Annotated in this window: 17 protein-coding genes and 2 pseudogenes; 15 read left to right on the forward strand and 4 right to left on the reverse strand. The window is 43.9% G+C overall.

Features of this window, described 5'->3' with window-relative positions; all coding sequences use genetic code 11:
* Positions 1-35 precede the first annotated feature (35 nt).
* Positions 36-287, forward strand: coding sequence for a hypothetical protein (locus tag ACYVRA_RS11065; RefSeq protein ID WP_461252764.1), 252 nt, complete (start codon positions 36-38; stop codon positions 285-287).
* A 12-nt stretch (positions 288-299) separates the two neighbouring features.
* On the forward strand, positions 300-530 hold the full coding sequence (locus ACYVRA_RS11070) for a hypothetical protein (protein WP_461252765.1): 231 nt from the start codon (positions 300-302) through the stop codon (positions 528-530).
* A gap of 251 nt (positions 531-781) precedes the next feature.
* Here ACYVRA_RS11070 and ACYVRA_RS11075 read toward each other — a convergent pair whose 3' ends face one another.
* Entirely contained in the window at positions 782-2,617 is a 1,836-nt protein-coding gene (locus ACYVRA_RS11075; RefSeq protein WP_461252766.1) for an InlB B-repeat-containing protein, read from the reverse strand.
* 332 nt (positions 2,618-2,949) lie between these two features.
* Here ACYVRA_RS11075 and ACYVRA_RS11080 point away from each other — a divergent pair, with 332 nt between their 5' ends.
* The 10 genes from ACYVRA_RS11080 (at position 2,950) to ACYVRA_RS11125 (ending at position 18,327) form a co-directional block, all read left to right on the forward strand.
* On the forward strand, positions 2,950-4,389 hold the full coding sequence (locus ACYVRA_RS11080; protein WP_461252767.1) for a xylulokinase: 1,440 nt from the start codon (positions 2,950-2,952) through the stop codon (positions 4,387-4,389).
* On the forward strand, positions 4,386-5,378 hold the full coding sequence (locus ACYVRA_RS11085; RefSeq protein ID WP_461252768.1) for a BMP family ABC transporter substrate-binding protein: 993 nt from the start codon (positions 4,386-4,388) through the stop codon (positions 5,376-5,378). Before ACYVRA_RS11080 ends, ACYVRA_RS11085 begins: the two co-directional genes overlap by 4 nt.
* Positions 5,378-6,871: an ABC transporter ATP-binding protein gene (locus ACYVRA_RS11090; protein WP_461252769.1), complete on the forward strand. Its 1,494-nt coding sequence runs from the start codon at positions 5,378-5,380 to the stop codon at positions 6,869-6,871. Before ACYVRA_RS11085 ends, ACYVRA_RS11090 begins: the two co-directional genes overlap by 1 nt.
* Positions 6,868-7,875, forward strand: a complete 1,008-nt coding sequence (locus tag ACYVRA_RS11095; RefSeq protein WP_461252770.1) for an ABC transporter permease — start codon at positions 6,868-6,870, stop codon at positions 7,873-7,875. Before ACYVRA_RS11090 ends, ACYVRA_RS11095 begins: the two co-directional genes overlap by 4 nt.
* 1 nt (position 7,876) lies before the next feature.
* On the forward strand, positions 7,877-8,707 hold the full coding sequence (locus ACYVRA_RS11100) for an ABC transporter permease (RefSeq protein WP_461252771.1): 831 nt from the start codon (positions 7,877-7,879) through the stop codon (positions 8,705-8,707).
* A 410-nt stretch (positions 8,708-9,117) separates the two neighbouring features.
* A complete protein-coding gene (locus ACYVRA_RS11105; protein WP_461252772.1) occupies positions 9,118-9,348 on the forward strand; it encodes a hypothetical protein in 231 nt (76 codons plus the stop codon).
* 294 nt (positions 9,349-9,642) lie between these two features.
* On the forward strand, positions 9,643-10,329 hold the full coding sequence (locus ACYVRA_RS11110) for a hypothetical protein (protein ID WP_461252773.1): 687 nt from the start codon (positions 9,643-9,645) through the stop codon (positions 10,327-10,329).
* 326 nt (positions 10,330-10,655) lie between these two features.
* Positions 10,656-13,751: a CHAT domain-containing tetratricopeptide repeat protein gene (locus tag ACYVRA_RS11115; RefSeq protein ID WP_461252774.1), complete on the forward strand. Its 3,096-nt coding sequence runs from the start codon at positions 10,656-10,658 to the stop codon at positions 13,749-13,751.
* 172 nt (positions 13,752-13,923) lie between these two features.
* Positions 13,924-14,781 (forward strand): tetratricopeptide repeat protein, encoded by an 858-nt coding sequence (locus ACYVRA_RS11120; RefSeq protein WP_461252775.1) that lies wholly within the window; start codon positions 13,924-13,926, stop codon positions 14,779-14,781.
* 75 nt (positions 14,782-14,856) lie between these two features.
* A complete protein-coding gene (locus ACYVRA_RS11125) occupies positions 14,857-18,327 on the forward strand; it encodes a CHAT domain-containing tetratricopeptide repeat protein (RefSeq protein ID WP_461252776.1) in 3,471 nt (1,156 codons plus the stop codon).
* A 68-nt stretch (positions 18,328-18,395) separates the two neighbouring features.
* Here the strand turns inward: ACYVRA_RS11125 and ACYVRA_RS11130 are convergent, their stop codons facing one another.
* Entirely contained in the window at positions 18,396-18,704 is a 309-nt protein-coding gene (locus ACYVRA_RS11130) for a hypothetical protein (RefSeq protein ID WP_461252777.1), read from the reverse strand.
* A 27-nt stretch (positions 18,705-18,731) separates the two neighbouring features.
* On the opposite strand from ACYVRA_RS11130, the gene ACYVRA_RS11135 reads away from it, so the two are divergent.
* From ACYVRA_RS11135 to ACYVRA_RS11145, 3 genes are all read left to right on the forward strand, one after another.
* Positions 18,732-19,625 carry an RpnC/YadD family protein gene (locus ACYVRA_RS11135; protein WP_461252778.1) on the forward strand — a complete coding sequence of 298 codons (894 nt, stop codon included), beginning with the start codon at positions 18,732-18,734 and terminating at the stop codon, positions 19,623-19,625.
* Between the two features lie 351 nt (positions 19,626-19,976).
* A complete protein-coding gene (locus ACYVRA_RS11140; protein ID WP_461252779.1) occupies positions 19,977-23,621 on the forward strand; it encodes a tetratricopeptide repeat protein in 3,645 nt (1,214 codons plus the stop codon).
* Between the two features lie 314 nt (positions 23,622-23,935).
* Complete coding sequence (locus ACYVRA_RS11145) at positions 23,936-25,159, forward strand: galactokinase (RefSeq protein WP_461252780.1); 1,224 nt, start codon at positions 23,936-23,938, stop codon at positions 25,157-25,159.
* Here the strand turns inward: ACYVRA_RS11145 and ACYVRA_RS11150 are convergent.
* Together ACYVRA_RS11150 and ACYVRA_RS11155 are read right to left on the reverse strand one after the other, a co-directional pair.
* Positions 25,049-25,354 (reverse strand): annotated as a pseudogene (locus tag ACYVRA_RS11150) (5'/3'-nucleotidase SurE); the annotation flags it as partial. The gene ACYVRA_RS11145 and the pseudogene ACYVRA_RS11150 overlap by 111 nt on opposite strands.
* Positions 25,332-25,665 (reverse strand): annotated as a pseudogene (locus tag ACYVRA_RS11155) (hypothetical protein); the annotation flags it as partial. The pseudogenes ACYVRA_RS11155 and ACYVRA_RS11150, both read right to left, overlap by 23 nt.

Here is a 25,665-nt window from a genome sequence, read left to right on the forward strand (position 1 = left end):
TTGATAATTCTTAGTTTTCATGCTATATTTTCCTTATGGATGTTATCGTTGAATTCAACGAAGCGGCGTTTCGGCATGGGTTTAGCAAAGAGGATATTCTTTGCGCCTACAAGAATAGAATATGCGATACCGATCTTGGCGAACTGCCTGAAAAGTACGCAGTTATTGGTTTTGACCGTGCCGGTAACCCTCTTGAAATTATGTATAATCCGGTAGACGATAACACTATCAGCATTTTCCATGCGATGAGGGCTCGTAATAGCTTCATTAAAACGCTTGGACTTTAACAGGAGATTATTATGGCGAGATTGACTGAAGAAGAAGCGTATGCGCTTGACGATTTTGTTACCAACAATGAAATTACGCTTGGTCCTAACGGAAGCGGTTGGCTTAGTCAGAGGGAATTGCGTCTTTTGGGAATAACCAATATGACTGTCAATTACCTTTTTACGAAGGCGGCGGCTGACCGCAAAACCCCTGCTCAAATCATTGACGAATTGGTAGGGGAAAAAATAGCCGCCGCTGTATAATTCCAAGCCTCTCATATTTACTAACTCTTCCTTCTCATTACTCATTAAAATCCCTCTCTCCTCTTTCAGACTTCGCTAACACCACAGAATAAGTGAGCAGTGAGCAGTGGAAGATTGTTGTATCTTGCTTTGTTCTCTTTCTTCATTGCTCACTGCTCATTTCTCATTGCTCAGGGGCGCACCAGCCGGAACCCAACAACGGTGTCCCCTTTTATTCCGGTGACAGGCACTGTTGTGCCATCCTTTTTGTTTTACTCCCAGCCCCCTGCTGTGCCGTTTTTACTCGAATCAAGGTTAACTGTTGGTCCGGCGGTTTTTTCTCTGTGGTATTTAATAGCAGTAAATTCTTCATTTACCACACTTACCGCATGACCATTACCATTATTATTATTATTCCAAGTGCCCGTTACAGAGTTTTTAGAATTACCTCCATCAGATCCATAAATAGTCCCGCCGCTTTTTTTAAATCTTCCTTCAGTCTGAACATTTACCCCACCGCCGCATTGTATAACAGTATTGCTATAAATTTCTCCGCCGGTCATAGTGAAGGTTCCGGTATACACATTCACGCCGCCGCCGCCATAGGCTGTATTGCCGTAGATTTTCCCGGCGCTCATGTTGAAGGTTCCGTTTACATTTACCCCGCCGCCCATCCATGTATTCTGGACGGTGGTATTAATGTTGTTATAGATTTCTCCGCCGGTCATGGTGAAAACTCCTTGTACAGACACTCCACCGCCGGTATCAGCGGCTGTATTATGATAGATTTTTCCGCCGCTCATATTAAAGGTTCCGTCTGTACTTACCCCGCCGCCGTCATGGTTGGTTGTATTGTCAAAAATTTCCCCGCCATACATATTGAAAATTCCTGTTTTATCAAGCCGTACCCCGCCGCCGCCGTGATCGGCGTGATTGTAAGAAATCTCTCCTTTATACATATTGAAGGTTCCCTCTTCATTAACCTTTACTCCTCTGCAGAACCCTGTATTTTCGGTAATTTTTCCGCCGCGCATCTCAAATGTTCCTCCCCTTCCTACTCCAACCGCGTCGCCCCATTGGGAACTGGAATTCCCGGAGATGGTTCCTCCCGTCATTAAAAAATACGCTCCTTCGCCGCCAACAGCTACGCCGCAACTCGTTTCGGCGCTTGAATTGCCGGTAATCAGCGACCCGACACGCATTTCCAGTCTGCCCTTGCCATCTACCTGAACCAGCGTATTTTTGTTGTCCGAACGGCCATTGAGAGTTATATTTTCCAGAATAAGCGTAACATTCGAACCAATCGTAAACATAGAAAAATTATTATTGTCAATCGGGTTATTCAAAGAAACGGTACCGCCGCTCAGGGTTATGCTTACTTTCTTGTCATTGTAAGCAAGCCAACTCCCTGAAATACTTTCATTGCCATTGACCGTAACGGTATAATTCCCTCCGTTAGCTGCATTGCCATAAAGCCAGTCTAATTTTTCCGCAAGGGTATTGCCGGGAACATCAATCGCATTCCATTTCGCGTAAAGAATAATGCTTTCTGAAATTAAACTATTAAAATTAAAGGCTGTCTTTAATTCGTCATCCGCGTACCATCCGCCAAAAACGCCGCCTGTACGGGTAGGAGAAGTTGGCGCGGTTGCCTTCCCATCGTGAAATATCACCTGATACGGCACATTACTGCCGCCTGTAGAGTCAAATTTTACACAGTGGGCCTGTTGCATCGTTATCGTTATTATATTATCCTGCCCTAATTGCAAGTCCGCGGTTGTGGAGCCTGCCGCGTATACGTCGTCATCAAGCCATGAATCAATCCATATTGTCCAGTTACCGGGCATTACATAGGCTTCAAAAGTCGCGCCGCTTTTTTTAAACGTCAGCTTTTCCTCTGTGTTTGTATTTGTAAGTATGATGTTATGTTTAAGCTGTTGATGGGTTGCAGAATCATTAGGATTATAAGCGACACGTCCCTCGCCGCCAAGCGAAATAACGATTTTCGCCATATCGCCCCGCCAGTGGCTGCAGCCGGATAAGCATATAACGATAAATATCGCTATTAGAATCGATAATTTAACTGGTGAATTTTTATTTGTCGCCATAATGATAATTCTCCTCCTGTTTCACTTCTAAACGCCCTCTTTTTAATAAAACAACACAGTTCTTCATATAGTTACAATAATTACAATAAATGTTCCATGATTTTTTAACGGTTAGATGAGATATGTTACATTTTTTAAAAAAGTGACTAATAATTGTAAAAATCCTTCACTTCCTTTTGATCACTATCCGCCGACAGCGCATCTTTCACAGTTTACGGATTTATATTCTTTATTTTATACTTATTTTCAATTTTTTGTCAAGATATCTTTATGTAAGTTTCTTTCAAAAAATTTCCATTGACAATACTATAGTAACGCTATACTATCATTTTATGCCTAAACCCGCCTTACTCACCATCGACATAGGTACGTCTACCTTTAAATCCGCGTTATGGGATATTGACGGGAACAGGCTGTCCTTTGCCGCGGAGGCGCTTTCCGTTATTAACAGCGGAAATAAACATGAGGCGGAGCCTTCCCATTGGCTTCGCGCGTTTGAAACCTGCCGCGGCAAATTGCTTTTAAATGGACAAATTGAAAACCTTGCCTCTGTCGAGGTTATCGTAATAAGCGGAAACGGCCCCAGCCTTGTTCCAGTTTTTGATAAGCAGATTTTTTCAGATAATGGTATTGATGTTCCGGCGGATAACGCGAGGCTTTGGCTTGACCGCAGGGCGGTTAAGTATACAGAAGAAGTTTCGCGCTTGATGGGCGGCTTTGTGGACGCGGGGTTTTTTCTTCCTAAAATACTGAGCATTAAAAACGACGAAATTGAATTGTATAAAAAAACAAAATATTTTCTTGGCTGCCCCGAATATCTTGCCTACGCTCTTACAGGTCAGGCGCGTAATGTTTTCCCGTGCGACGGATTTGAGCGCTGGTTTTGGGATAACGACGTGCTTGATAAGCTTGATCTGGACGCTACTAAAATGCCCGCTTTCATCCGTCCCGGCGAGCCGTTTGGAACAATTCTTGCAAAAACTGCGGCGTTATTCGGCTTTTCAAAAAATATTCCGGTAATTTCAGGCGGGCCGGACTTTTTTGCCGCTATTTTAGGAAGCGGGGTAACGGAAACAGGCCAGGCTTGCGACCGCGCCGGCTCCTCTGAAGGAATCAATCTCTGCACGCAAAACCGTATTCTCGATAACAGGCTGATGTCTTATGGCCATCCTGTCAAACCGTACTGGAACCTGTCGGGTATTATCAACACCACGGGCAAAGCTATTGATTGGGCTTGCGATTTGCTTGGAGTCAGCTTTGATGAATTTATCGCGCTTGCGAAGGAGAGCAAAAGCGGCTGCGGCGGTTTAGTTTTTCTTCCATATTTGGCGGGTGAACGCGCTCCTGTTTGGAATCCGTCCGTAACTGCCGTTTGGAGCGGAATTAATCTTGCTTCGGGACGGCGCGAGTTCGCCAATTCAATACTTGAGAGCGTTGGTTTCGCGGTTAGGGACGTGCTTTCAGTTATGGAAGAAACAGGCGTAAAGGCTAAACAGTTACGGGTGACAGGGAAGCTTGCCGAATGTTCGCATCTTAATCAAATAAAAGCGGACATTACCGGGATAGAAGTTATAGAAGGAGCGTATAAGGAAACGGAACTTCTTGGCCTTGCGATAATTGGCAGTTGCTTTCTGGGGAAATTCGCCTCTTACGCCGAGGCATCGTCGGCTTTTTACCATACTGAAAGAACTTTTAAGCCAAATTTATTTAATATCGACCTTTACAATAATTTATTTTATGAGTATAAAAATATAAGGGATAAACAATTATGAAAAAAATATTAATCGCTCTTTTACTTATCTCCGCGCTTTTTACGGTTGGCTGTACAAAAAAAGCTAAGTCTGAGGGAACGGTAAAAAACCTTTCCGTTCTGGTTTTTATTACCGGAGTCATCGCTGGAAGCCCGACTTATGAAATGATGGCGGACGGCGCTCTTGAGTTTGAAAAGAGACATTCAAACGTTAGCGTAAAAATATATGAGGCGGGAATGAATCAGTCACAGTGGGAGCAGCAGTTAGGCGAAATGGTTTCGGGCGGCGATTATGACGTTGTTATCGGCTCCAATCCGTCTCTGCCTGAAATTTGCGCCAGAGTGGCGAAGAATTTTCCAAATCAAAAGTTTATAATAGCGGACGCCGAGTACGAAGGAAATCCGCAAATCAGAACATATAATTATAATCAAAGGGAACAGTCGTACTTTTTAGGTTATCTTGCCGGCCTTGTCACGACAAGCGATATGCCTTACGCGAACAGCCAGAAGCGGATTGGCTTTATCGCCGCGCAGGAATATCCGCTTTTAACAAAACAAATGGTTCCCGGTTTTTTGGAAGGCGCGAGACGCATTGATCCCGAAATAGAGCTTGATTTTCGCGTGATTGGCTCGTGGGCGGACGCGAATAAGGCGGCTGAACTCGCCTCGGCGATGATGGAATCGGGAGTAGATGTTTTCACTTCGATAGCGGGCGGGGCGGCGCAGGGGCTTGTTAAAACGGCGGTTGAAAAACACGCGTATTTGGTTTGGTATAACACAAACGCGTATAATATGGCCCCGGGTTTCATAGTTGGATGCGGTTTTATGGAACAGAAAAAACTTATAATGGAAATATTAGAAGACGTTTTAGCCGGAAAAATTCAATACGGCATTTCACAGACAATCGGTGTAAAAGAAGGTTATCTGAACTTTATTTACGATGATCCGGGTTATAAAGATCTTCCTGAGGATATTCGCGATAAATTTGAAAAGCTCATGAATGATTTTTAATGAATATCGTTGAATTAAAAAACATAACAAAACAGTATCCCGACAGCGGTAAAAAAGCGAATAACAACATCAGCCTTGATTTGCGTAAGGGCGAAATTTTATGCGTCGCGGGCGAGAATGGGGCGGGGAAGACGACGCTGATGAAAATCCTCTGCGGTTTGGAAAAACATGACGGGGGAGAAATATTTATAGACGGAAATATCAGCATGGTTCACCAGCATTTTATGCTGTTTCCCGAATATACCGCATCTGAAAATATTGTTTTTGGCTTTGAGCCACGCAAATACGGCGTATTTTTTGACGTTGAGAAAGCGAATAAGATAAGCGAGAAAATAATTTCAGATAACAATTTTTCCATAAGCGCGAATGTAAAGGTAAAAGATTTAACCCTAGGGGAAATGCAGCAGGTGGAAATTTGCCGCGTTTTATACCATGACGCGCAAATAATAGTTCTTGACGAGCCTACTTCGATATTAACCGAATATGAGATAAAATCGCTGTTTAACACCCTAAAAACGCTTGTCAATAACGGAAAATCAATTATCCTAATAACGCATAAATTAAATGAAATTATGCGTATCAGCGACCGGGTGGCTGTTTTGCGTAACGGGACTTTAATTGGCGTAAAAAACGTATCAGAAACTGATGAGTATGAAATAGCGAAAATGATGATGGGGGACGATAAATTGCCTCTGTCAATATACGCTAACGGCGGCGGGAAAAAAGATAATGTGCTAGAATTTAATAATGTTACCGTAAAAAGACGGAGGCAAAAACGCCCGTTACTCGATAAAGTTTCATTCTCCGTAAATTCAAACGAGATACTTGGGTTTGCCGGAGTCGGCGGAAACGGGCTTGGAGTTATAGAAGCCGTATTGGGAGGCTTTTTACATCCCAGCGAAGGAAAAATTCTGCACAGGGGAAAGGATATAACAAAACTTAACATACGCAAATTGCGTAATCAGGGGCTTAGTTTCGTTCCCGCGGACCGCGTAAATGTAGGAAGCGCGTCTTGGGCGACAATCGAGGAAAATATGATAATTAACATGAGAAATGAATATTTCTCTTTTAATTTAAAAAAACTGACGCGCAAGAATGAAATTAAAAAAGAAATAGGCTCTTGGTTAAAAAAATATAATATAGACGCTCCCGATTTAAAACAAAAAGTTTATACGCTATCCGGCGGCAATCTGCAAAAATTAATTCTTGCGAGGGAATTAAATCTGTTTGAGGATTATATTGTTTTTTCACAGCCCACGTGGGGGCTTGACATTGCCGCCGGCAGATTCATAAAAGGTGAAATAGACGCGCTTCGCAAGAAAGGGGCGGCTATTATTTTAATTTCTACCAATTTAGATGAAATTATAGAGCTCGCGGACAGAATAATTGTAATGTACAGGGGAAAGATAGCCGGTGTTTTTATCAATAATAAGAATACAAGTATTAAAGAATCAATTGGAAATTGCATGCAGGGGCTTGGGGCCGCTTTATGAAGAAAAATGTTATTTTCATATTCGCTATTTCTATCTTAACAGTATTATTGCTGATATTCATTCTTAGCGACACTCCCGTAAAAACACTGTACTTTTTCTTTATAGGCCCGTTTAGGAATTTGTACAGTTTTGGCAATCTGCTTAATAGCGCTATTCCAATGATTTTCGGAGCGTTAGGCATAATAATCGCCATGAAAGCCGGAAACCTCAACCTCGGCGGCGAAGGGCAAGTTTATTTGGGCGCTTTTACGACAACCGCAGTCGCGCTCTCTCTTGCGAATTTTGGAGTAATAGGAGCGGTTATCGCGGCGATTGCGGGAGGATTAGCATCTGGCGCACTTTCGGCGTTCAGCGGCTTTTTTAAGGCAAGATGGAAAACTCCCGAAATTATTACAACCTTCCTTCTTTCATGCGCCGTTATCCCAATTATCAATTTTCTTGTTACAGGCCCTTTTCTTGACCCTGAAACATCTCTCATATCGACAAAAAAGATCGCGGAAAATATGCGGCTTCCCCAAATTTTAAAACCGTCAAATTTAAGCTCAAGTATTTTTATCGCTCTTGTTTTTGTTTTTATAGTCCGCTTTTTTCTTTACAGAACAAAAACAGGCTATGAATTCAGAATAGCCGGAAAAAATGAAATGTTCGCGCGTTACGGCGGGATAAACACAAAACTAAACACAGTTATCGCAATGGCGATGAGCGGCGCGTTATACGGACTTGCGGGAAGCTTCGCCGTCCTTGGAACGCATTATGCCGTAATTAAGGAATTTTCCGCAGGATTAGGCTGGAGCGGCCTTACAGTAGCGTTAATCGCAAATTTTTCCCCCCTCGCCGTGATACCCTGTTCGCTATTCCTAGCGTGGACGGAAACAGGAGCGAGAATCGCGATGCAGAATACCGGAGTAACTTATGAAATATCCTACATTATACAGGCTGTGATTTTCTTTTTATCTACAAGTTCAGTCGTTAAAAATATTTTTGAGCGCGGGAGGAAAAAATAAAATGGCGATTTTTCCCGTTCTTAAAAGCACGTTAAACTTAATGATCCCGATATTTTTCGCGGCCTTTGGCGGCCTTTTCCCCGCTCTCGCCGGAACATTAAACATCGCCCTTGAAGGATTGCTATTATCTGGCGCGTTTTGCTCTTTGGCTGTATTTCATTTTTCAGGCAGCATAACCGCCGCCATACTGTCCGCTATTTTGACGGCAACAATTTTGTCGGCGTTACATTCGTTAGCTGTTTTTAAACTTCGCGCTGATTTGTTTATTTCCGGGCTTGCGATAAATTTATTTTCAAGCGGATTGTGCGTAATTCTTTCCGATAAACTTTTCGGCACAAAGGGAGTAATCACGATAAAAAATTCAAGCGGCTTGTTAATGTTGTATGCTTCTTTAGGAATTATTCTGCTTGTAATTTCGCACATCGCGATTTATAAAACCCCATTCGGTTACAGGCTTCGCGCCTGCGAGAAAAGCGCCGACTCGCTTGTAAGTCTTGGAATAAAACCCGTATTCTACCAAACGGCGGCGTTTTTAATTTGCGGTTTTTTCTGCGGCATAGGCGGCTCATTTTTAAGCCTCAATCTTGGCGCGTTTGTCCCTGGAATGTCCGCCGGCAAAGGCTGGATCGCCCTTGCCGTAATTTTTCTCGGCGTAAAAAAACCGGCAGGCCTCCTTGCAGCCGCGTTTGTTTTCGCGCTCGCCGAATGTTTTTCAAACTACGCTCAGGGGTTTTGGAACATACCCGCCGGCTTTATTCTCGCTTTTCCGTATATTTGCACGCTAATCGCCATGATAGCCGTCTCCGTGATTCCCTATAAAAAGGCGTACTAGTACTTTTTGTAACAGCTAATTATTCCCAAGAATATCCTCTCGCAGAGGCGCAAAGGCGCAAAGTTTTCGTCCGAAAACTCATTATTGATCAAGATATATTAGTTTAACTACAAATCTTCAAGGAAGAACGACGATCCTACGAACAACAACTTTGCGCCTCTGCGCCTCTGCGAGATAAAATTTTAGAATAATGTTTTATTTGTTATAGACTATTAATGCCAATATATTCCCTGTAAAAAGGTGTAAATATGTTGATATATTCCCCACAAAAAGGTGTTAATACGTTGAAATATTCCCTGTAAAAAGGTGCAAAAGTATAATATAATGCAAATATACAAAATAAAGTAATAATATTCTTGCTTGATATGGAAAAATTCTCCTGACAGAAAACCGTTATTGCGAAAGCGGAATTGGATTTTATCATTCAGATTGGAAATAAAATTATCCCTATAGAAGTAAAGGTGGAAAAAAATCTGAAGGCGAAAAGCCTCAAATTATTTATTGATACTTATCACCCGCAAATCGCTATTCGTTTTTCCATGTCTGATTTGGGGCAAAGTGATTATTCAGGATGCGTTATTTACGATATTCCATTGTATATGGTTGGCGAATTCCTCTCGATAATAAGCGGATTTGAATAATTTCCTCACCTTTAAGCTTTTTTGAATCAATATAATATGTGTATTATATTTTTATAATATGTATAATATACGAATTTTGTAAAAATCACTTGAATAAAATTTGAAAAAATGATAAAACTTATTAGTGAGAAGTCAAATTTAAAAAAATTAGTAAAAAAAGATCGAATTTTGTGTTACCTTTTCAGAGTTCGATTTTTATATATATATAAAATGCATCCGTTGGATGTGGTAACCCGTAAGGGGAAAAAACCTGCCCTTGAGGGCGGGAAGAAAATGTTGGAAGGAGTTATAGAGATGAAAAAGTTACTAATCGTTGTCCTTGTGTGCTTACTCAGCGCGCCGTTGTTTGCCCAAGTTGGGACTACAGCTGCGAAACCCGAAGCTGAAACCCCCGCTACCCCGGCTTTAAGCGCGTTACAAACCGCTTACGCTTTGGCCAGTTACGGCTATAAGAGCGACTCAGCGTCGGCCCTTATTTGCGCCGCGGAAATTATCGCGCAAACGCAAACGCAGGCGATGGCCGCTAAAGGCGCCGCGAAAGATGAAACCGCCGACGCCACCAAGAAAGCCGAGAAGCCTGAGTACACTGCCGAAAAACTGTTAGCTGACGGCAAGAAACTGGCGGCTGGTGACAAGACTGTTCTTGCTTATGCCGCCGCGGTTGAGAAAGCCATGAAAGGCAAAACCAGAGGCGCGGTAGGCGGCCCCCGTTACCAAGTTGATAGAGTTGGCGCCGGCGGCACTGTTACCTATACGCTCGCGTTCGAGGCCAATAAACTCGCCGAAGTTCTTGTAGTTGGAGACGGAGATACCGATCTTGATCTTTATATCTTTGATCAGAACGGCAACCTGATTGTCTATGACGAAGGTTATTCCGATAACTGCTATGTCAGGTTTGTTCCCAAATGGACGGGAAACTTCATTATTGTCGTGAAAAACAGGGGACGCGTTTATAACAGGTTCCAAATAGCGACTAACTAGTTTTTGTTTAATTGGCAAACATTAAGGGCTTTCGTTTGGAAGCCCTTCTTTTTTAGGTTAGGGGAGAAATTAACAGTGAAGCAGTGAGCAATGAGCAGTGAGCAGTGTTGTTGTTCGAGGGATGTGCGTGGGAGATATTTGGAAAGAAGAACTCTCGCAAAGACGCAGAGGCGCAAAGTTGTTGTTTGTGATATTATTGTTATATTACAGGAGCTTATGTAAATATATCTTGTATAACGAAAAGCTGACGGACAAGAGCTTTGCGCCTTTGCGCCTTTGCGAGATAAAATTTGGGAATATTTTTTATATAAATTAGGGATAAAATTATGAAGCTGAAGATTTTGCTGATTGCCGTTGTGTTGGCGGTGTTTGTGCAGGGGGCGGGGTTTGCGCAGACGGAAAGCGCGGCAACATGGTATAGCAGAGGTGTACAGTACTACAATCAAGGTGACTATCCCAAAGCTATTGAATGTTTTCTTGAAGCGAAAGCAATTTATGAAAAGACGCTGGGTAAAGAGAATCCCTCTTATTCCAATACGTTAAGCTATTTGGGAATATTATATGACAAAATGGGCGATTACAAGAAAGCGGAAAGCTATTATCTGGAGGCGATAGCCATCTTGGAAAAGGCGCTGGGTAAAGAGCATCCCTCTTATGCCACAACGTTAAACAACATGGGATCGTTGTATTACAAGATGGGCGATTACGCCAAAGCGGAACGCTATCATCTGGAGGCGATAGCCATCTTGGAAAAGGCGCTGGGTAAAGAGCATCCCTCTTATGCCACAACGTTAAACAACATGGGATCGTTGTATTACAAGATGGGCGATTACGCCAAAGCGGAACGTTATTATCTGGAGGCGACAGCCATTCTTGAAAAGGTGCTGGGTAAAGAGCATCCCAATTATGCCGTGGCGTTAAACAACTTGGGATGGCTGTATTACAAAATGGGCGATTACGCCAAAGCGGAACGCTATTATCTGGAGGCGGCAGCAATCCGTGAAAAGGCGCTGGGTAAAGAGCATCCCGATTATGCCTCGTCATTAAGTAACATGGGAGTTCTGTATGATGAGATGGGCGATTACGCCAAAGCGGAACGCTATTATCTGGAGGCGGCAGCAATCCGTGAAAAGGCGCTGGGTAAAGAGCATCCCGATTATGCCTCGTCATTAAGTAACATGGGAGTTCTGTATGATGAGATGGGCGATTACGCAAAAGCGGAACGCTATAAACTTGAAGCGGCAGCCATCTTGGAAAAGGCGCTGGGTAAAGAGCATCCCGATTATGCCGTGGCGTTAAACAACTTGGGAGTGCTGTATGACAGCATGGGCGATTACGCCAAAGCGGAACGCTATTATCTGGAGGCGGCAGCAATCCGTGAAAAGGCGCTGGGTAAAGAGCATCCCTCTTATGCCACGTCGTTACAAAATTTGGGGTCTCTGTATTACAGCATGGGCGATTATGCCAAAGCGGAACGCTATTATCTGGAGACGATAGCTATTGAAGAAAAGGCGCTTAGTAAAGAACATCCCTCTTATGCCACGTCGTTACAAAATTTGGGGTCTCTGTATTACAGCATGGGCGATTATGCCAAAGCAGAACGCTATTATCTGGAGTCGGCAGCCATCAAGGAAAAGGCACTGGGTAAAGAGCATCCCTCTTATGCCTTATCACTGGATAGTTTATATAAGCTTTATTTGAGTAAAAAAGAATACACGCAGGCGCTTGCGTATAAACAGGAACAGATTAAAATAAATATTGGCAATGTTAATAGAAATTTCTCTTTCCAAACGGAACAACAACGCGACGCTTATTGGAACATTAACTCAGATTTTTTTGAAAATACTTATTCCCTCTCCTTCTACAACCCCGTCCCCGAAAGCAATATCCTTAATTACGAAACTGCCCTGTTCTCCAAAGGCCTTCTGCTCCGTACTACTAACGCAGTGCGGGACGCGATATACGCTTCTGGCAATCAAGCCTTAATCGCCCAATTTGAAGAATTAGGCGGTTTGCGCCAGCAAATTAGCGCACTACAACAAAAAGGCGGTAACGAAGAATACATAAAGAGCCTTGAGACCCAAGCCGAAGCGCTTGATAAATCCCTCACACAATCCTCCGCAGCTTTTAGGGAATTAAAAGCGGATTTAGTTATCAACTGGCAAACTATACAAAAAAGCCTGCAAAAGAACGAAGCGGCGATTGAATTTGTTTCTTTCAGGATTTACGACAAAAAATGGACGGATATTGTTCAATACGCCGCGCTTGTGGTAACAAAGGACTGCAAGGCACCGGTGTGGGTTCTTTTGTGCCAGGAGAGCGAATTGAAAGAAATACTTGACAAAGCGGAAGGAAGAAGCCCGGAGCAACAGGCGCGAATTCTTTACAACGCCAACGGGTTAGCGTTATTTGAATACGTGTGGAAACCTTTAGAACAGGAATTAAAAGGCGTTACAACGATTTATTATTCGCCTTCTGGGTTACTGCACAAAATAGCGTTTAACGCCCTGCCCATAGACGATTCTTTTAAAAAACGCCTGACTGACAGATACAATCTGAATCTGGTGTCAAGCACAAGCGAAGTTACGCGTGTTTCCAGAAATAAGAAAGAGACAGTGCAAATTACGTCGGCGGTCCTGTACGGCGGGCTTGATTATAACGCAGATGAAACCGCCATGCGAGCGGCGGCGCAATCATTCAAACAAGAAGCCGTTGCGTCCGCCGCTTCTTCCGTGCCGCCGCAGGGAGTAACGCGAGGCGCGGCGTGGGATCCGTTACCGGCAACGCGTGTTGAGGTACAGAATATACAAGGCTATTTAAAGAAAAAAAAGATAGCCAATACTTTGTTTCAAGACAGCATGGGCAACGAGGAATCTTTCAGACAGTTAAGCGGCAAAAAAACAGGGTTAATTCATTTGGCTACTCATGGCTTTTTTCTTCCCGATACTAAACGCCCAACCGATGACAGGCAGCAACAGCAAAGCAGCGGCGCGTTAAAACCAATAGACAATCCGCTGTTGCGCTCGGGGATTTTATTGGCTGGCGGTAACCACGCGTGGACAAATGAGCCAGTAGAAGGTGTGGAGAGCGGCATCTTAACAGCGGCTAAAATCGCCGGTATGAACCTGTTAGGCGCTAAATTGGTAGTGTTATCAGCCTGCCAGACCGGCTTAGGAGACGTAAAAAACGGCGAAGGAGTTTTCGGCTTACAACGCGCCTTCAAACTGGCTGGAGTGGAGACCCTAATAATGAGCCTGTGGGAAGTGAGCGATGAGGCAACCGCGTTATTGATGAGCACTTTTTACAATGAATGGCTAATTTCAGGAAAGAGCAGGCAAGAGGCATTTAAAGAAGCGCAGAAAAAAGTCCGCGCTAAGTACAAGGCGCCGTTTTATTGGGCGGCGTTTGTAATGATGGACTAGGGTAGTGACCAGAGAGCAGTTAGTAGTGAGCAGTGAGCAGTGTTTTTGTCCTAAGGCTATATGTGAGCTTCACGATAAGATAACGGACAAAAACCCCTGATCTTCTCTTTGTGATCTTTGTACCTTTGTGTTCTTTGTGTGAGGTCTTTGGAATAAATTCAGGAGTAGTGAAATGAAATTAAAAGCGTTATTAATTATCACTGTATTGGCGGTGTTTACGCAAGAGACAGTTTTCGCGAAGGGAATAAAGGAGGAGAGAGCCGTTAATGAGTATAACGCGTTATATGAAAGAGTAATCGCGTATCTTGGAGAGGGCAATTTCGCTTCATCTATTCCTCTGCTTGAACGCATGAATCAGCTTAGGCCGCAGGAGTTGGAAAATATAGAAGCATTGGGCATTTTTTATATGCTTTTGCCTGAAGAAAGGCCTGAGTTTGCAAAAGCGTATTATTGGCTTAATGAGGCGGAAAGACGGGGAAGCTCCTCTAATATGGTTTATTTTTACCTTGCCTGCGTATATTCACTTGATGGAGATGTGCTAAACTCAGTGACGGAAATGAACAAGGCAGTCGCGTTAGGTTATATCAATATTGAATGGATGAGCCTTTATGATGATCTTGAAAATTTCAGAACAAGCTCCTGGTGGGAAAGAATATCGGATAATTATATGCAGATTGGGCGTATTTTATCCCTGTTTAATGAAATTTATTCCGATCAAAGTGAAATAGGCATTTTTGACAAAGCAACGTTATGCGACAATATAATAATTGATCTTGAAAATAACGCTCCCCACATTCCCGCCCTGCGAAATATTCCACTGTATTATTTGGCTTCCCTGTATAAAAGAATTGGAAACTACGATAAGGCAGTGCAATGCCTTCTTGAAGTAAAGTCTATCATGGCGCAGACGATTGGCAAGACTCATCCCTCTTATATCCAGTTGTTAAAAGACATGAGCACGTTATATCTGGAAATACAGGACTATGACGAAGCGGTAGAGTGCTATATGGAGATATTGGATTTGATGTGATTCCCCCTTTGTGTCCTTCTCTTCCTTAGTGTTCTTTGTGTGAGGTTTTTGGAATATATTTTTAGGAGTAAACTTATGAAAAACTTTATTACGGTAATTTTGCTATTAGTCGTCGTGTCTCAAGTGATGCCGCAGGGGAGTGACGCGCTCAAAAGGCAGGCGGATCAAATTTGGGAGCAGGCAAGCGCGCTTCATGAAAAAGAGAAATACAGTGAGGCTGTCGCGCTATTGGTGAAGAACAAAGACCTTTTTATTAGGGTGGGAGATTATTATTACGCGGCGGTCGCGAAATGGTTAGGCACATTGTATCTAGGTATTGAAGACTACGCGAAAGCTGAATCCGCCTTGTTAGAAGCTAAAGTTATTTATGAGAGGGTATATGGCAAGGAAAACGCAGATTATTATGAGATATTAGCTTATCTGGGCGTTATTTATGTGAATACCGAGAATTACGCTAAAGCGGAATCCGCCCTGTTAGAAGCTAAAGTTATTTATGAGCGCGTGTTCGGCAAAGAAAACTCCGATTATTATCAGATATTAGGTTATCTGGGCGGTTTTTATGTGAAAAATGATAACTATGCTAAAGCACAGCCGTATTTTTTGGAGTTGAAAACAATTTATGAAAAAGCGAATAACAAAAACAGTCTAGAGTACGCGCTGACTATATTTAATCTAGGTTATATATATCTCAAGCTCTCAGACTACGCTAAAGCTGAATCTTATCTGTTGGATTCAAAAAACATTTATGAGAAAGTCACCGGCAAGGAAAATAAAGAATACGCAAGTGTATTGGAAAATATCGGGTTCCTGTATGAAACACTTGGAAACTATACTAAAGCGGAACCTTATTATCTGGAGATGAAAAATATTTATGAGAAACTGTATGGAAAGAATTCTACTGAGTACGCCACGGCATTAGGTGATTTGGGTAACATATATTATGTTACATCAAACTATGCCAAAGCTGAAGCTTGCTTTTCAGAAGCGAAAACTATTTATGAAAAAACCGGCATAAAAGAACGCGAATATGCGATTTTATTGGATAATTTTGCCAGTCTAAACGCGGATATGGGAAACTATATTATAGCGGAATCTTATTATCTGGAAGCAAAAACTTTATTGGAAAAACTGTATGGGAAAAAAGACCCCGATTACGCTAAATTATTGGATCACATGGGTTATTTTTATCATCAAATCGATGACTATGCAAAAGCTGAATCTTGCTATCTGGAAGCAAAAACTGTTTATGAGCAAATTTTTGGCAAGGAAAATGCTGATTACGCGGCAGTATTAATTAATCTTGCCGGCTTGTACCGTTCTCTTGGCGACTATATTAAATCGGAGTCTTGCTATCTGGAAGCGAAAGCGGTTTATGAGAAGGTTTATAGCAAAACGCATCCCGAATACGCGGCGGCGTTAATTAATCTTGCCGGTTTGTATTGTGATATCGGGGAGTATGGCAAAGCGGAGCCTCTTTATCTGGAATCAAAAAATATTTACGAGCAGGCTTATGGCAAAAAACATCCTTTTTACGCGACAGCGTTAAATAGTCTGGGTATTTTGTATGATAATCAAGGTGATTATAAAAAGGCTGAACCTTATTATCTGGAAGCAAGGGCGATTTTTGAACAGCTTTACGGCAAAAAACACCCTCTTTACGCGATGGTATCAGGTAATCTGGGCCTTATGTATCACGCGCAAGGTGACTACGCGAAGGCTGAATCTTATTATCTGGAATCAAAAAATATTTATGAGCAAGTCTATGGCAAGAACCATACCGATTACGCGCGCGCGCTTGGTAATCTGGCGGTCCTGTATCAAAGCATGGGAAATTACGCCAAAGCTGAAACCTTTAATAAAGAACTGTGTTCGCTAGGAATAGACATGATAAATCGTAATTTTTCTTTTATGTCACAAGGGCAGCGGGGTTTATTCGTGCAAACGATATTATCGTTATTTGAAGCAAGCTATTCCCTATCCATGAAACATCCGGTGGACGCGGTGAACGGTTTAAACTATACAAACACTTTGTTTACAAAAGGGCTTCTTCTGCGTACGACCAACGCGGTTCGTGAGGCGATTTATTCTTCCGGCGATAAAGCCTTAATCGAACAGTTTGAGCGGCTGCTCGCGCTCCGTCAACAGATAAGCCAGTTACAGCAAAAAGAAGGCGCCGATACAAAAACCTTAAACGCTCTTGAAGAACAGGCAGACGCTCTTGACAAAGCGCTTACCGTCGCTTCCGCCGCTTTCCGCGACTTAAAAGCCGACATGGCTTTACAGTGGCAGGACGTTAAAAGCGGCTTGCGGCAGGGGGAAGCCGCGGTTGAATTTGTCAGTTTTCAGGTTTACGACAAAAAATGGACTGATAAAATTCAATTTGCCGCGCTTGTATTAAAACCTGACAGCAACGCCCCCATCTGGGTTCCGTTATGCGATGAAGATGATCTGCGTGAGGTGCTTAACAAAGCAGAAGGAAGAAGTTCAAGCGAACAGGCCAGAATTATTTACAGCGCTAACGGTTTAAAATTATTCTATGCCCTGTGGGAGCCTCTGGAAAAGGAATTAACCGGCGTTAAAACCGTTTATTACTCGCCTTCGGGACTTCTGCATAAGATAGCGTTTAACGCCCTGCCAGTAGACGATTCCTTTGAAGTACGGCTTGCCGATAAATACAATTTAAATCTTGTATCCAGCACGCGTGAAGTTACGCGTCTTTCCCGAAGCAAGACGGAAACAACGCAGATTACGTCGGCTGTTTTATACGGAGGCCTTGATTACAACGCGGACGCGAAAAAAATGCGCGCCGCCGCAAGCCCCTTTAAAAAAGATGAAACTAGAATCGCTACAGCTTCCGCTCCGCCCGCCACGGTAACAAGAGGCGGCGCGTGGGTTCCGTTGCCGGCGACGCGGAAAGAAGTTCAAAATATACAAGGTTATTTAAAGAAAAAAAAGATACCCAACACTCTCTACCAGGACAGCATGGGCAATGAGGAGTCCTTTAAACAGTTAAGCGGCAAAAAAACAGGTTTAATTCACCTTGCCACGCACGGATTTTTTCTACCTGACGCTCAGCGCAGACATGACGACGCTGAACAGCAGCAGCGCGGCGGCGTGTTAAAACCGGCGGATAACCCTCTCCTGCGCTCTGGGATTTTATTGGCTGGCGGCAACCACGCGTGGACAAATAACCCGGTAGAAGGCGTGGATACCGGCATCCTTACCGCGGACAAAATCGCCGGCATGAATCTTTTTGGAACAAAATTAGTTGTAATGTCCGCGTGCCAAACCGGCTTAGGAGACATAAACAACGGCGAAGGAGTTTTCGGCTTACAACGCGCTTTCAAACTTGCCGGAGTTGAAACCCTAATAATGAGCCTGTGGGAAGTGGACGATAAAGCCACCGCGTTACTGATGAGTACCTTTTACAATGAATGGCTAATTTCAGGAAAGAGCAGACAGGAAGCCTTCAAAGAAGCGCAGAAAAAAGTCCGCGCCAAGTACCCCGCGCCCTTTTATTGGGCGGCGTTTGTAATGATGGACTGAGGCAGTGAGCAGTGAGCAGTGAGCAATGAGCAGTGAGCAGTGAGCAGTGAGCAGTGAGAAACGCGTGGTCACTGAGCTTGTCGAAGTGACCAAAGAGCGAAATTAGCAAGCATAGCGTCTTGCCAAGACCACGCCCTCAAACAACGAAATTGCTCACTGCTCACTGCTATTTTCCCTATTCCCTTCTTCCTCTGCGCCTCTGCGAGAGATTCTTCTTCAATTTTTCCCCCCTTTGTGTTCTTCTCTTTCTTAGTGGCCTTTGTGTGAAATTTTTTCAAAAAAAATTCAAAAACGGTCAAGCAAAATGGCAAGTCCGCACCCATATAGGGTATGTAGTTTTTAAGCTGTTTTAACGGCAACCGTCTTGCGGCGGTCAACTACAAATCTTTTTATGGAGGACATTTATGGAAAATGCCAACGAAAAACACAAGGACACCGTTTTTACGTTCCTTTTCAGTAATCCGGCTCTTTTAAGGGAACTTTATTCGGCGATAAAGGGCGTTGCCCTTCCGCCTGACGTGCCTATCGACATTAACACGCTTTCAGACGTACTTTTCAGGAGGCAGAGAAACGACATTTCATTTTTACTCGACAAGCGGCTCATTGTTTTGATTGAGCACCAGTCAACCATTAACGAAAACATGCCGCTGCGGTGCCTGATGTACGTTGAAAAACTGTATGAAGTGATAACGGTTCCCGAAGACAAATTCAAAAGGAGGCTCGAAAAAATTCCAAAGCCGGAGTTTATCGTTCTGTACAACGGTACAGACCCATATCCCGATTACAAAGAATTAAGGCTTTCAGACGCTTTTATAAAAACTGACAAAATAAAGATTGATTTGCCGTTGGAACTGGTGGTGCAGGTTTACAATATCAATAAGGGACATAATCAGGGAATATTAAACAAAAGCAAAACGCTTGACAATTACAGCCAGTTTATTGACAAGATACGTGAGTATCAAAAAGAGTATCAACGGAAGTATCCTGATAAAAACGAAAAGAAAAAAATACTTGATAAAGCGTTCAAATCCGCGATAAACTATTGTATAAAGAATAATATTCTGAAGGATTTTTTAAGAAAGAATGGTTCGGAGGTATTGAATATGCTGTACGGTGAATATGACCCTGAAGTGGAAATGAGAGTTGTCAGAGAAGAAGCCCGTGAAGAAGGCGAAGAAATAGGCATGGAAAAAGAAAAGTTAATAATAGCGAAAAATTTGCTTGCAAAAGGTTCAACGTCTGAATTTGTGCATGAAATTACAGGTCTTTCCATAGAGAAAATAAATGAAATATATTAATGAAGCGCTATTCTGAATAGTTTTTACTGAATAGTTTTTACGAAAGAGGTTCACACAAAGAGCACAAAGGTACAAAGATCACAAAGTAAGAAAAAAGGGAATTTTTGTCCGAAGGTTATGCGCGGGCTTCACGATAAGATAACGATCAAAAACCTTTATTCCCTCTTTGTGTTCTTTGTCTCTTAGTGTTCTGCGCACTGGCGGCAGCCTAAAGGCCGCCTTGCCTTAATTACAGACAGCGGCCTTTATTGGTGCTACGTTGTGCGGCATTATTCATCTACACGGCTTGACGCCGTGCGTCTATTTAACGTGTGAGAACTTTTTGGTATAATATTTGACAGGAGTAGGGTAATGAGACTAAAGATTTTGCTAATAGCCGCCGTGTTGGCGGTGTGCGCGTGGGGGGCTGTTTTTGCAAAGGGAATCGCCGAGGAAAGGGCTACCCATGATGGGTATGGCACATTGACTGAACAGGCAAACACGTATATTGAAAAAAGCGATAATTCAGCCGCCATACCCCTGCTTATGCGTATGCATGAGCTTAAACCGGGAGAACTGTGGCCTATCGAGCAGTTGGGTAATTTATATACACATGAAGATAGGCCTGCATTTACCAATGCGCTGTTTTGGCTGACGGAGGCGGAAAAACGGGGCAGTTCGGATAGTAGTGTTTATTATAATTTTGCCTGTATATATTCACTAAAAGGAGAAATAGAAAAAGCCGAGGCGGAAATGTATAAAGCCCTTGCCCTGGGCTATTACGATTTTGAATGGATGAGCAAGGACGATGACCTTGTAAATTTCAGAACCGGCTCCTTGTGGGAAAGCATAGCGGATAACTATACGCAGATTGAACAACAGTTGACCCTATTTAACGAATATGACGAAACGGGAAAAAGTATTGAAGACAGAATAACTTTTTACAGCGGCATAGTAACCGCCCTTAAAGAGATTGCCCCCAATATTTCAGCCCCACAATACATACCTTTGTTTTGTTTGGCTTATGCGTATGGTGATAATGGAAACTATGCTATCGCAGAACAATATTATCTGGAGGCCGCAGCCATATTTGAGAAAGCGCTGGGTAAAGAGCATCCCGAATATGCCAAGACGTTAAACAACAGGGGATGGCTATATGACGCTATGGGCGATTACGCCAAAGCGGAATTCTATTATCTGGAGGTGGCAGCCATCTTTGAAAAGGCGCTGGGTAAAGAGCATCCCGATTATGCCACATCGTTAGGCAACTTGGGAGCGCTATATTTGGAAATGGGCGATTATGCCAAAGCGGAACGCTATGATTTGGAAGCGGCAGCCATCTATGAAAAGGCGCTTGGTAAAGAGCATCCCGATTATGCCACGTCGTTATTCAGCTTGGGTAAATTATATAAAAGCATGGGCGATTATGCCAAAGCAGAACGCTATCATCTGGAGGCGCTTGCCATCCGTGAAAAGGCGCTTGGTAAAGATCATCTCGATTATGCCACGTCGTTAATCAGCATGGGTAATTTATATCAAAGCATGGGCGATTATGCCAAAGCTGAACGTTATTTTCTAGATGCGGCAGCCATATATGAAAAAACGCTGGGTAAAGAGCATCCCTATTATGCCACCTTGTTAGACAACCTGGGATCGCTGTATTCCAGCATGGGCGATTACGCCAAAGTGGAACGCTATGAGCTGGAGGCGGCAGCAATCCGTGAAAAGGCGCTTGGTAAAGAGCATCCCGATTATGCAGGGTCGTTATTCAGCATAGGTGAATTATATCGAAGCTTGGGCGATTATGCCAAAGCGGAACGTTATTATCTGGAGGCGATGGCAATATATGAAAAGGCGCTGGGCAAGGAACATCCCTCTTATGCCGGGTCGTTAATAGGCTTGGGAGCGCTGTATTGGGAGATGGGCGATTACGCCAAAGCGGAACGTTATTATCTGGAGGCGATGGCAATATATGAAAAGGCGCTGGGCAAGGAACATCCCTCTTATGCCACGTTGTTAAACAACTTAGGAACTCTGTATGCCAGCATGGGCGATTACGCCAAAGCGGAGCACTATCATCTGGAGGCGGCAGCCATCTGGGAAAAGACACTGGGTAAAGAGCATCCCTCTTATGCCACATCGTTAAACAACTTGGGAGTTCTGTATTACAGAATAGGCGATTATGCCAAAGCGGAAAGCTATTATCTGGAGGCGGCAGCCATCAGGGAAAAGGCGCTGGGTAAAGAGCATCCCTATTATGCCTCATCACTTAATAATTTGTATACGCTGTATTTGAGCAAGAAAGAATATGCGAAGGCGCTTGCGTATAAACAGGAACACATTAAAATAAATATTGGCATTGTTAATAGAAATTTCTCCTTCCAAACTGAACACCAGCGAGACGCTTATTGGAACGCTAATTCAAGGTTTTTTGAATACGCCTATTCCCTCTCCTTCTACAACCCTGTCCCCGAAAGCAATATCCTTAATTACGAAACCGCCCTGTTCTCCAAAGGCATACTGCTCCGTACCGCTAACGCCGTGCGTGACGCGATATACGCTTCTGGCGACCAGGCCCTAATCGCCCAATTTGAAGAATTAGGCGGTTTGCACCAGCAGATCAGCGCGTTGAGGCAAAGCGGCGGCAACGAAGAGTATATCAAGAGTCTTGAGACCCAAGCAGAAGCGCTGGACAAATCGCTCACCCAATCCTCCGCCGCTTTTAGGGATTTAAAAACGGATTTGGCTATTAACTGGCAAACCATACAAAAAAGCCTGCAAAAGAACGAAGCCGCCATTGAGTTTGTGTCTTTCAGGATTTACGACAAAAAATTGACGGATACGGTTCAATACGCGGCGCTTGTGATAAAAAAGGACAGCAAGGCGCCAGTGTGGGTTCTTCTGTGCAAGGAGGGCGACCTGAGAGAAATACTGGACAAAGCTGAAGGAAGAAGCTCTGAACAGCAGGCGCGTATCCTTTACAACGCCAACGGACTGGAGTTGTTTGAATATGTATGGAAACCTCTGGAACAGGAATTAAAAGGAGTTACAACGGTTTATTACTCGCCTTCGGGGCTGCTGTACAAGATAGCGTTTAACGCCCTGCCTGTAGACGATTCCTACAATAAACGCCTGACTGACAGATACAATCTGAATCTGGTGTCAAGCACAAGCGAAGTCGTACATCTTTCACGAAGTAAAAAAGAGACGGCGCAAATAACGTCGGCGGTTCTGTACGGCGGGCTTGATTATAACGCCGACGAAAACGCCATGAAAGCGGCGGCGCAATCATACCATACAGAAACCGCCACGCCCGCTATTTCTTTCGCTTCGCCCGAAGGCGTAACTCGTGGCGCGGCGTGGATCCCACTACCCGCAACTCGTGTTGAAGTGCAAAATATACAAGGCTATTTAAATAAAAAAAAGATAGCCAATACCATGTATCAGGGCAGCATGGGCAACGAAGAATCTTTCAGACAGTTGAGCGGCAAAAAAACAGGGTTAATTCATTTGGCTACCCACGGCTTCTTTCTTCCCGACCCTGAACGCAAAAACGATGATGGGCAGCAACAGCAAAGCAGCGGCGCATTAAAACCAATAGACAATCCGCTGTTGCGCTCGGGGATTTTATTGGCTGGCGGCAATCACGCGTGGACAAATGAGCCAGTAGCAGGCGTTGAGAGCGGAATTCTAACCGCGGCAAAAATCGCCGGCATGAACCTGTTAGGCGCAAAATTGGTAGTGCTGTCCGCCTGCCAAACCGGTTTAGGTGACGTAAAAAACGGCGAAGGAGTTTTCGGCTTACAACGCGCCTTCAAACTGGCTGGAGTGGAGACCCTAATAATGAGCCTGTGGGAAGTGGACGACGCCGCCACCGCGCTATTGATGAGCACTTTTTACAATGAATGGCTAATCTCAGGAAAGAGCAGGCAGGAGGCGTTTAAAGAAGCGCAGAAAAAAGTCCGCGCCAAGTACCCGATGCCCTTTTATTGGGCGGCGTTTGTGATGATGGACTGAGGCAGTGAGCAGTGAGCAGTGAGCAGTGAGCAGTGAGCAATGCGTGGGTCACTGAGCTTGTCGAAGTGACCAAAGAGCGAAATTAGCAAGCATATCAGCTTGCCAAAAGACCGCGCCCGCAAACAACGAAATTGCTCACTGCTCACTGCTCACTGCTAATTTCCCCATTCCCCCTCTTCCCTTTCGTGATCTTTGTTCCTTTGTGTTCTTTGTGAGAAATTCTTTCGGTAAATTCCCCATATTTTCAAAATACCCGCCATTGAAATTAGCGATATTTACTGATAAAATGAGTCAAAGCAAAAAGAGAGGATTTCATGCTTAACATCGGTCAAATTCACCGAAAAGAATATGATCTCGAAAAAGACCGATCAACTCCTGTTGTTTTCGCGGAATCTCCGGGGAGAATTCACTTTTTAGGCGGGCAGGGCGATCCAAAATCGGGAATTTTCCTTTCCGCGGCGGTGGATCGGTATATTCATCTTGCCGTAAGCCCAAGAAAAGACAAATCTTTCCGTTTTTTTGCCGCGGATATCGGTGAGCGCAAGAGAACCACTGTTGTCAGCTTGAAATTCAGGCGCGAAGATCGCTGGGCTAACTATTTAAAGCCCGCAATTTACCTTTTTATCGAGTTAGGTTACCCGATGAAGGGGCTTAATTTCTCTTTTTGCGGCGATATTCCCCAAAATATCGGACTTGCGTCTTCAATCGCTATAGAAACAGCCGCCGCAACTGCGCTTAGAGGCCTTTTGCGCGTTCAAATAAACGATGAAGATTTCGCGCGTAAATTAAAAGAAGCGCATGAAAAAATTTTTGGCGAACGCGCGGAGCTTGCGGATTATCTTGTCTGTTTTTTAGCGCGCAAAGATCAATTTTTATTTTTTGATTCGTCTAAAAATGACGTATCCGCCATTAAAACGGCGGATGCAAGCGCGATAGGCGACAATAAAACGCCGCTCCCCAATGTAAAACTGATAAAATCGCCGTTTGCCAATTTTCGTTTCATACTTGTTGATTCCCGCGTTCCCAGAATTGGCGCTGAAAGAGAAATCGCGTCGCGGCAGAATGATATTTTAAAAGGGCTTGAGCTTCTTTCGCAAAAAAACGACGGCGCGGATTTTAAAGATTACGCTTCAGGCGATCTTCTTGAAGTTATCGGAAACTTTCCAGAGCAGATCAGGCGCAGGTGCATGCACATTGTCGAGGAAATACGCAGGGTGAATGACGCGGCTGACGCGCTAGAACGCTCCGATCTGGCTTCATTCGCGAAAATAATATACCATTCCCATGAGAGCCTTAGGGATCTTTACGAAATAAGCTGTCCTGAAATTGACTGGTTTGTAAAACGGGCGCAGGAAATTGAAGGGGCGGCAGGTTCCCGAATAGACAATATCAGTCCCCAAATTCGCGCCAGCGTTAATCCCGGACAAAATGAGATCAGGCGCTCTTTCCATATTGAGCGCGGTTCCTTCGGTAGAAATGCAGATTTCCGGAATTCCTCCCAAAAGGGCGGTTATAACGCAATCCACGGGCGTGCCTGAACACGACCATGTGTCTTCCTCAATCTCCGATAACCTTAAAGGGCCCTTTAAAAATTCAATGGAATGAGAACAGCCTGAACGGTTATGATGAGGAGCGACCGTAAAAACCCTATGCCCCGCGTTGCGTAAAGCTTTCTCGAGCAGCCTTATCCCCGCGGAGGAAATTCCGTCGTCATTTGTCAGCAGTATTCGCATAAACCCTCTTGCGTACAGTACGGGAACCAGTTGTAGTCGCGATGCTGCGCCTAGTTTCGACAACCGGCTCGGATATTACCCTTGCCCTTGTAGCCAATTTAACTTCGTAAATCACTGGCCTAAACCCGAAAATCCGCTCGTAATCTTCAAGCCGCCTTTTAAATTCTTCGACAAGCTCTCTGCGGATAATAGTGTACGTGCATCCGCCAAAACCGCTGCCGATCATTCTTGAACCTGCCGCCCCTTCAATTTCCTGCGCCCGTTTTACAAACCAGTCAATTTCAGGACAGCTTATTTCGTAAAGATCCCTA

Source organism: Treponema sp. R8-4-B8, assembly GCF_054786175.1.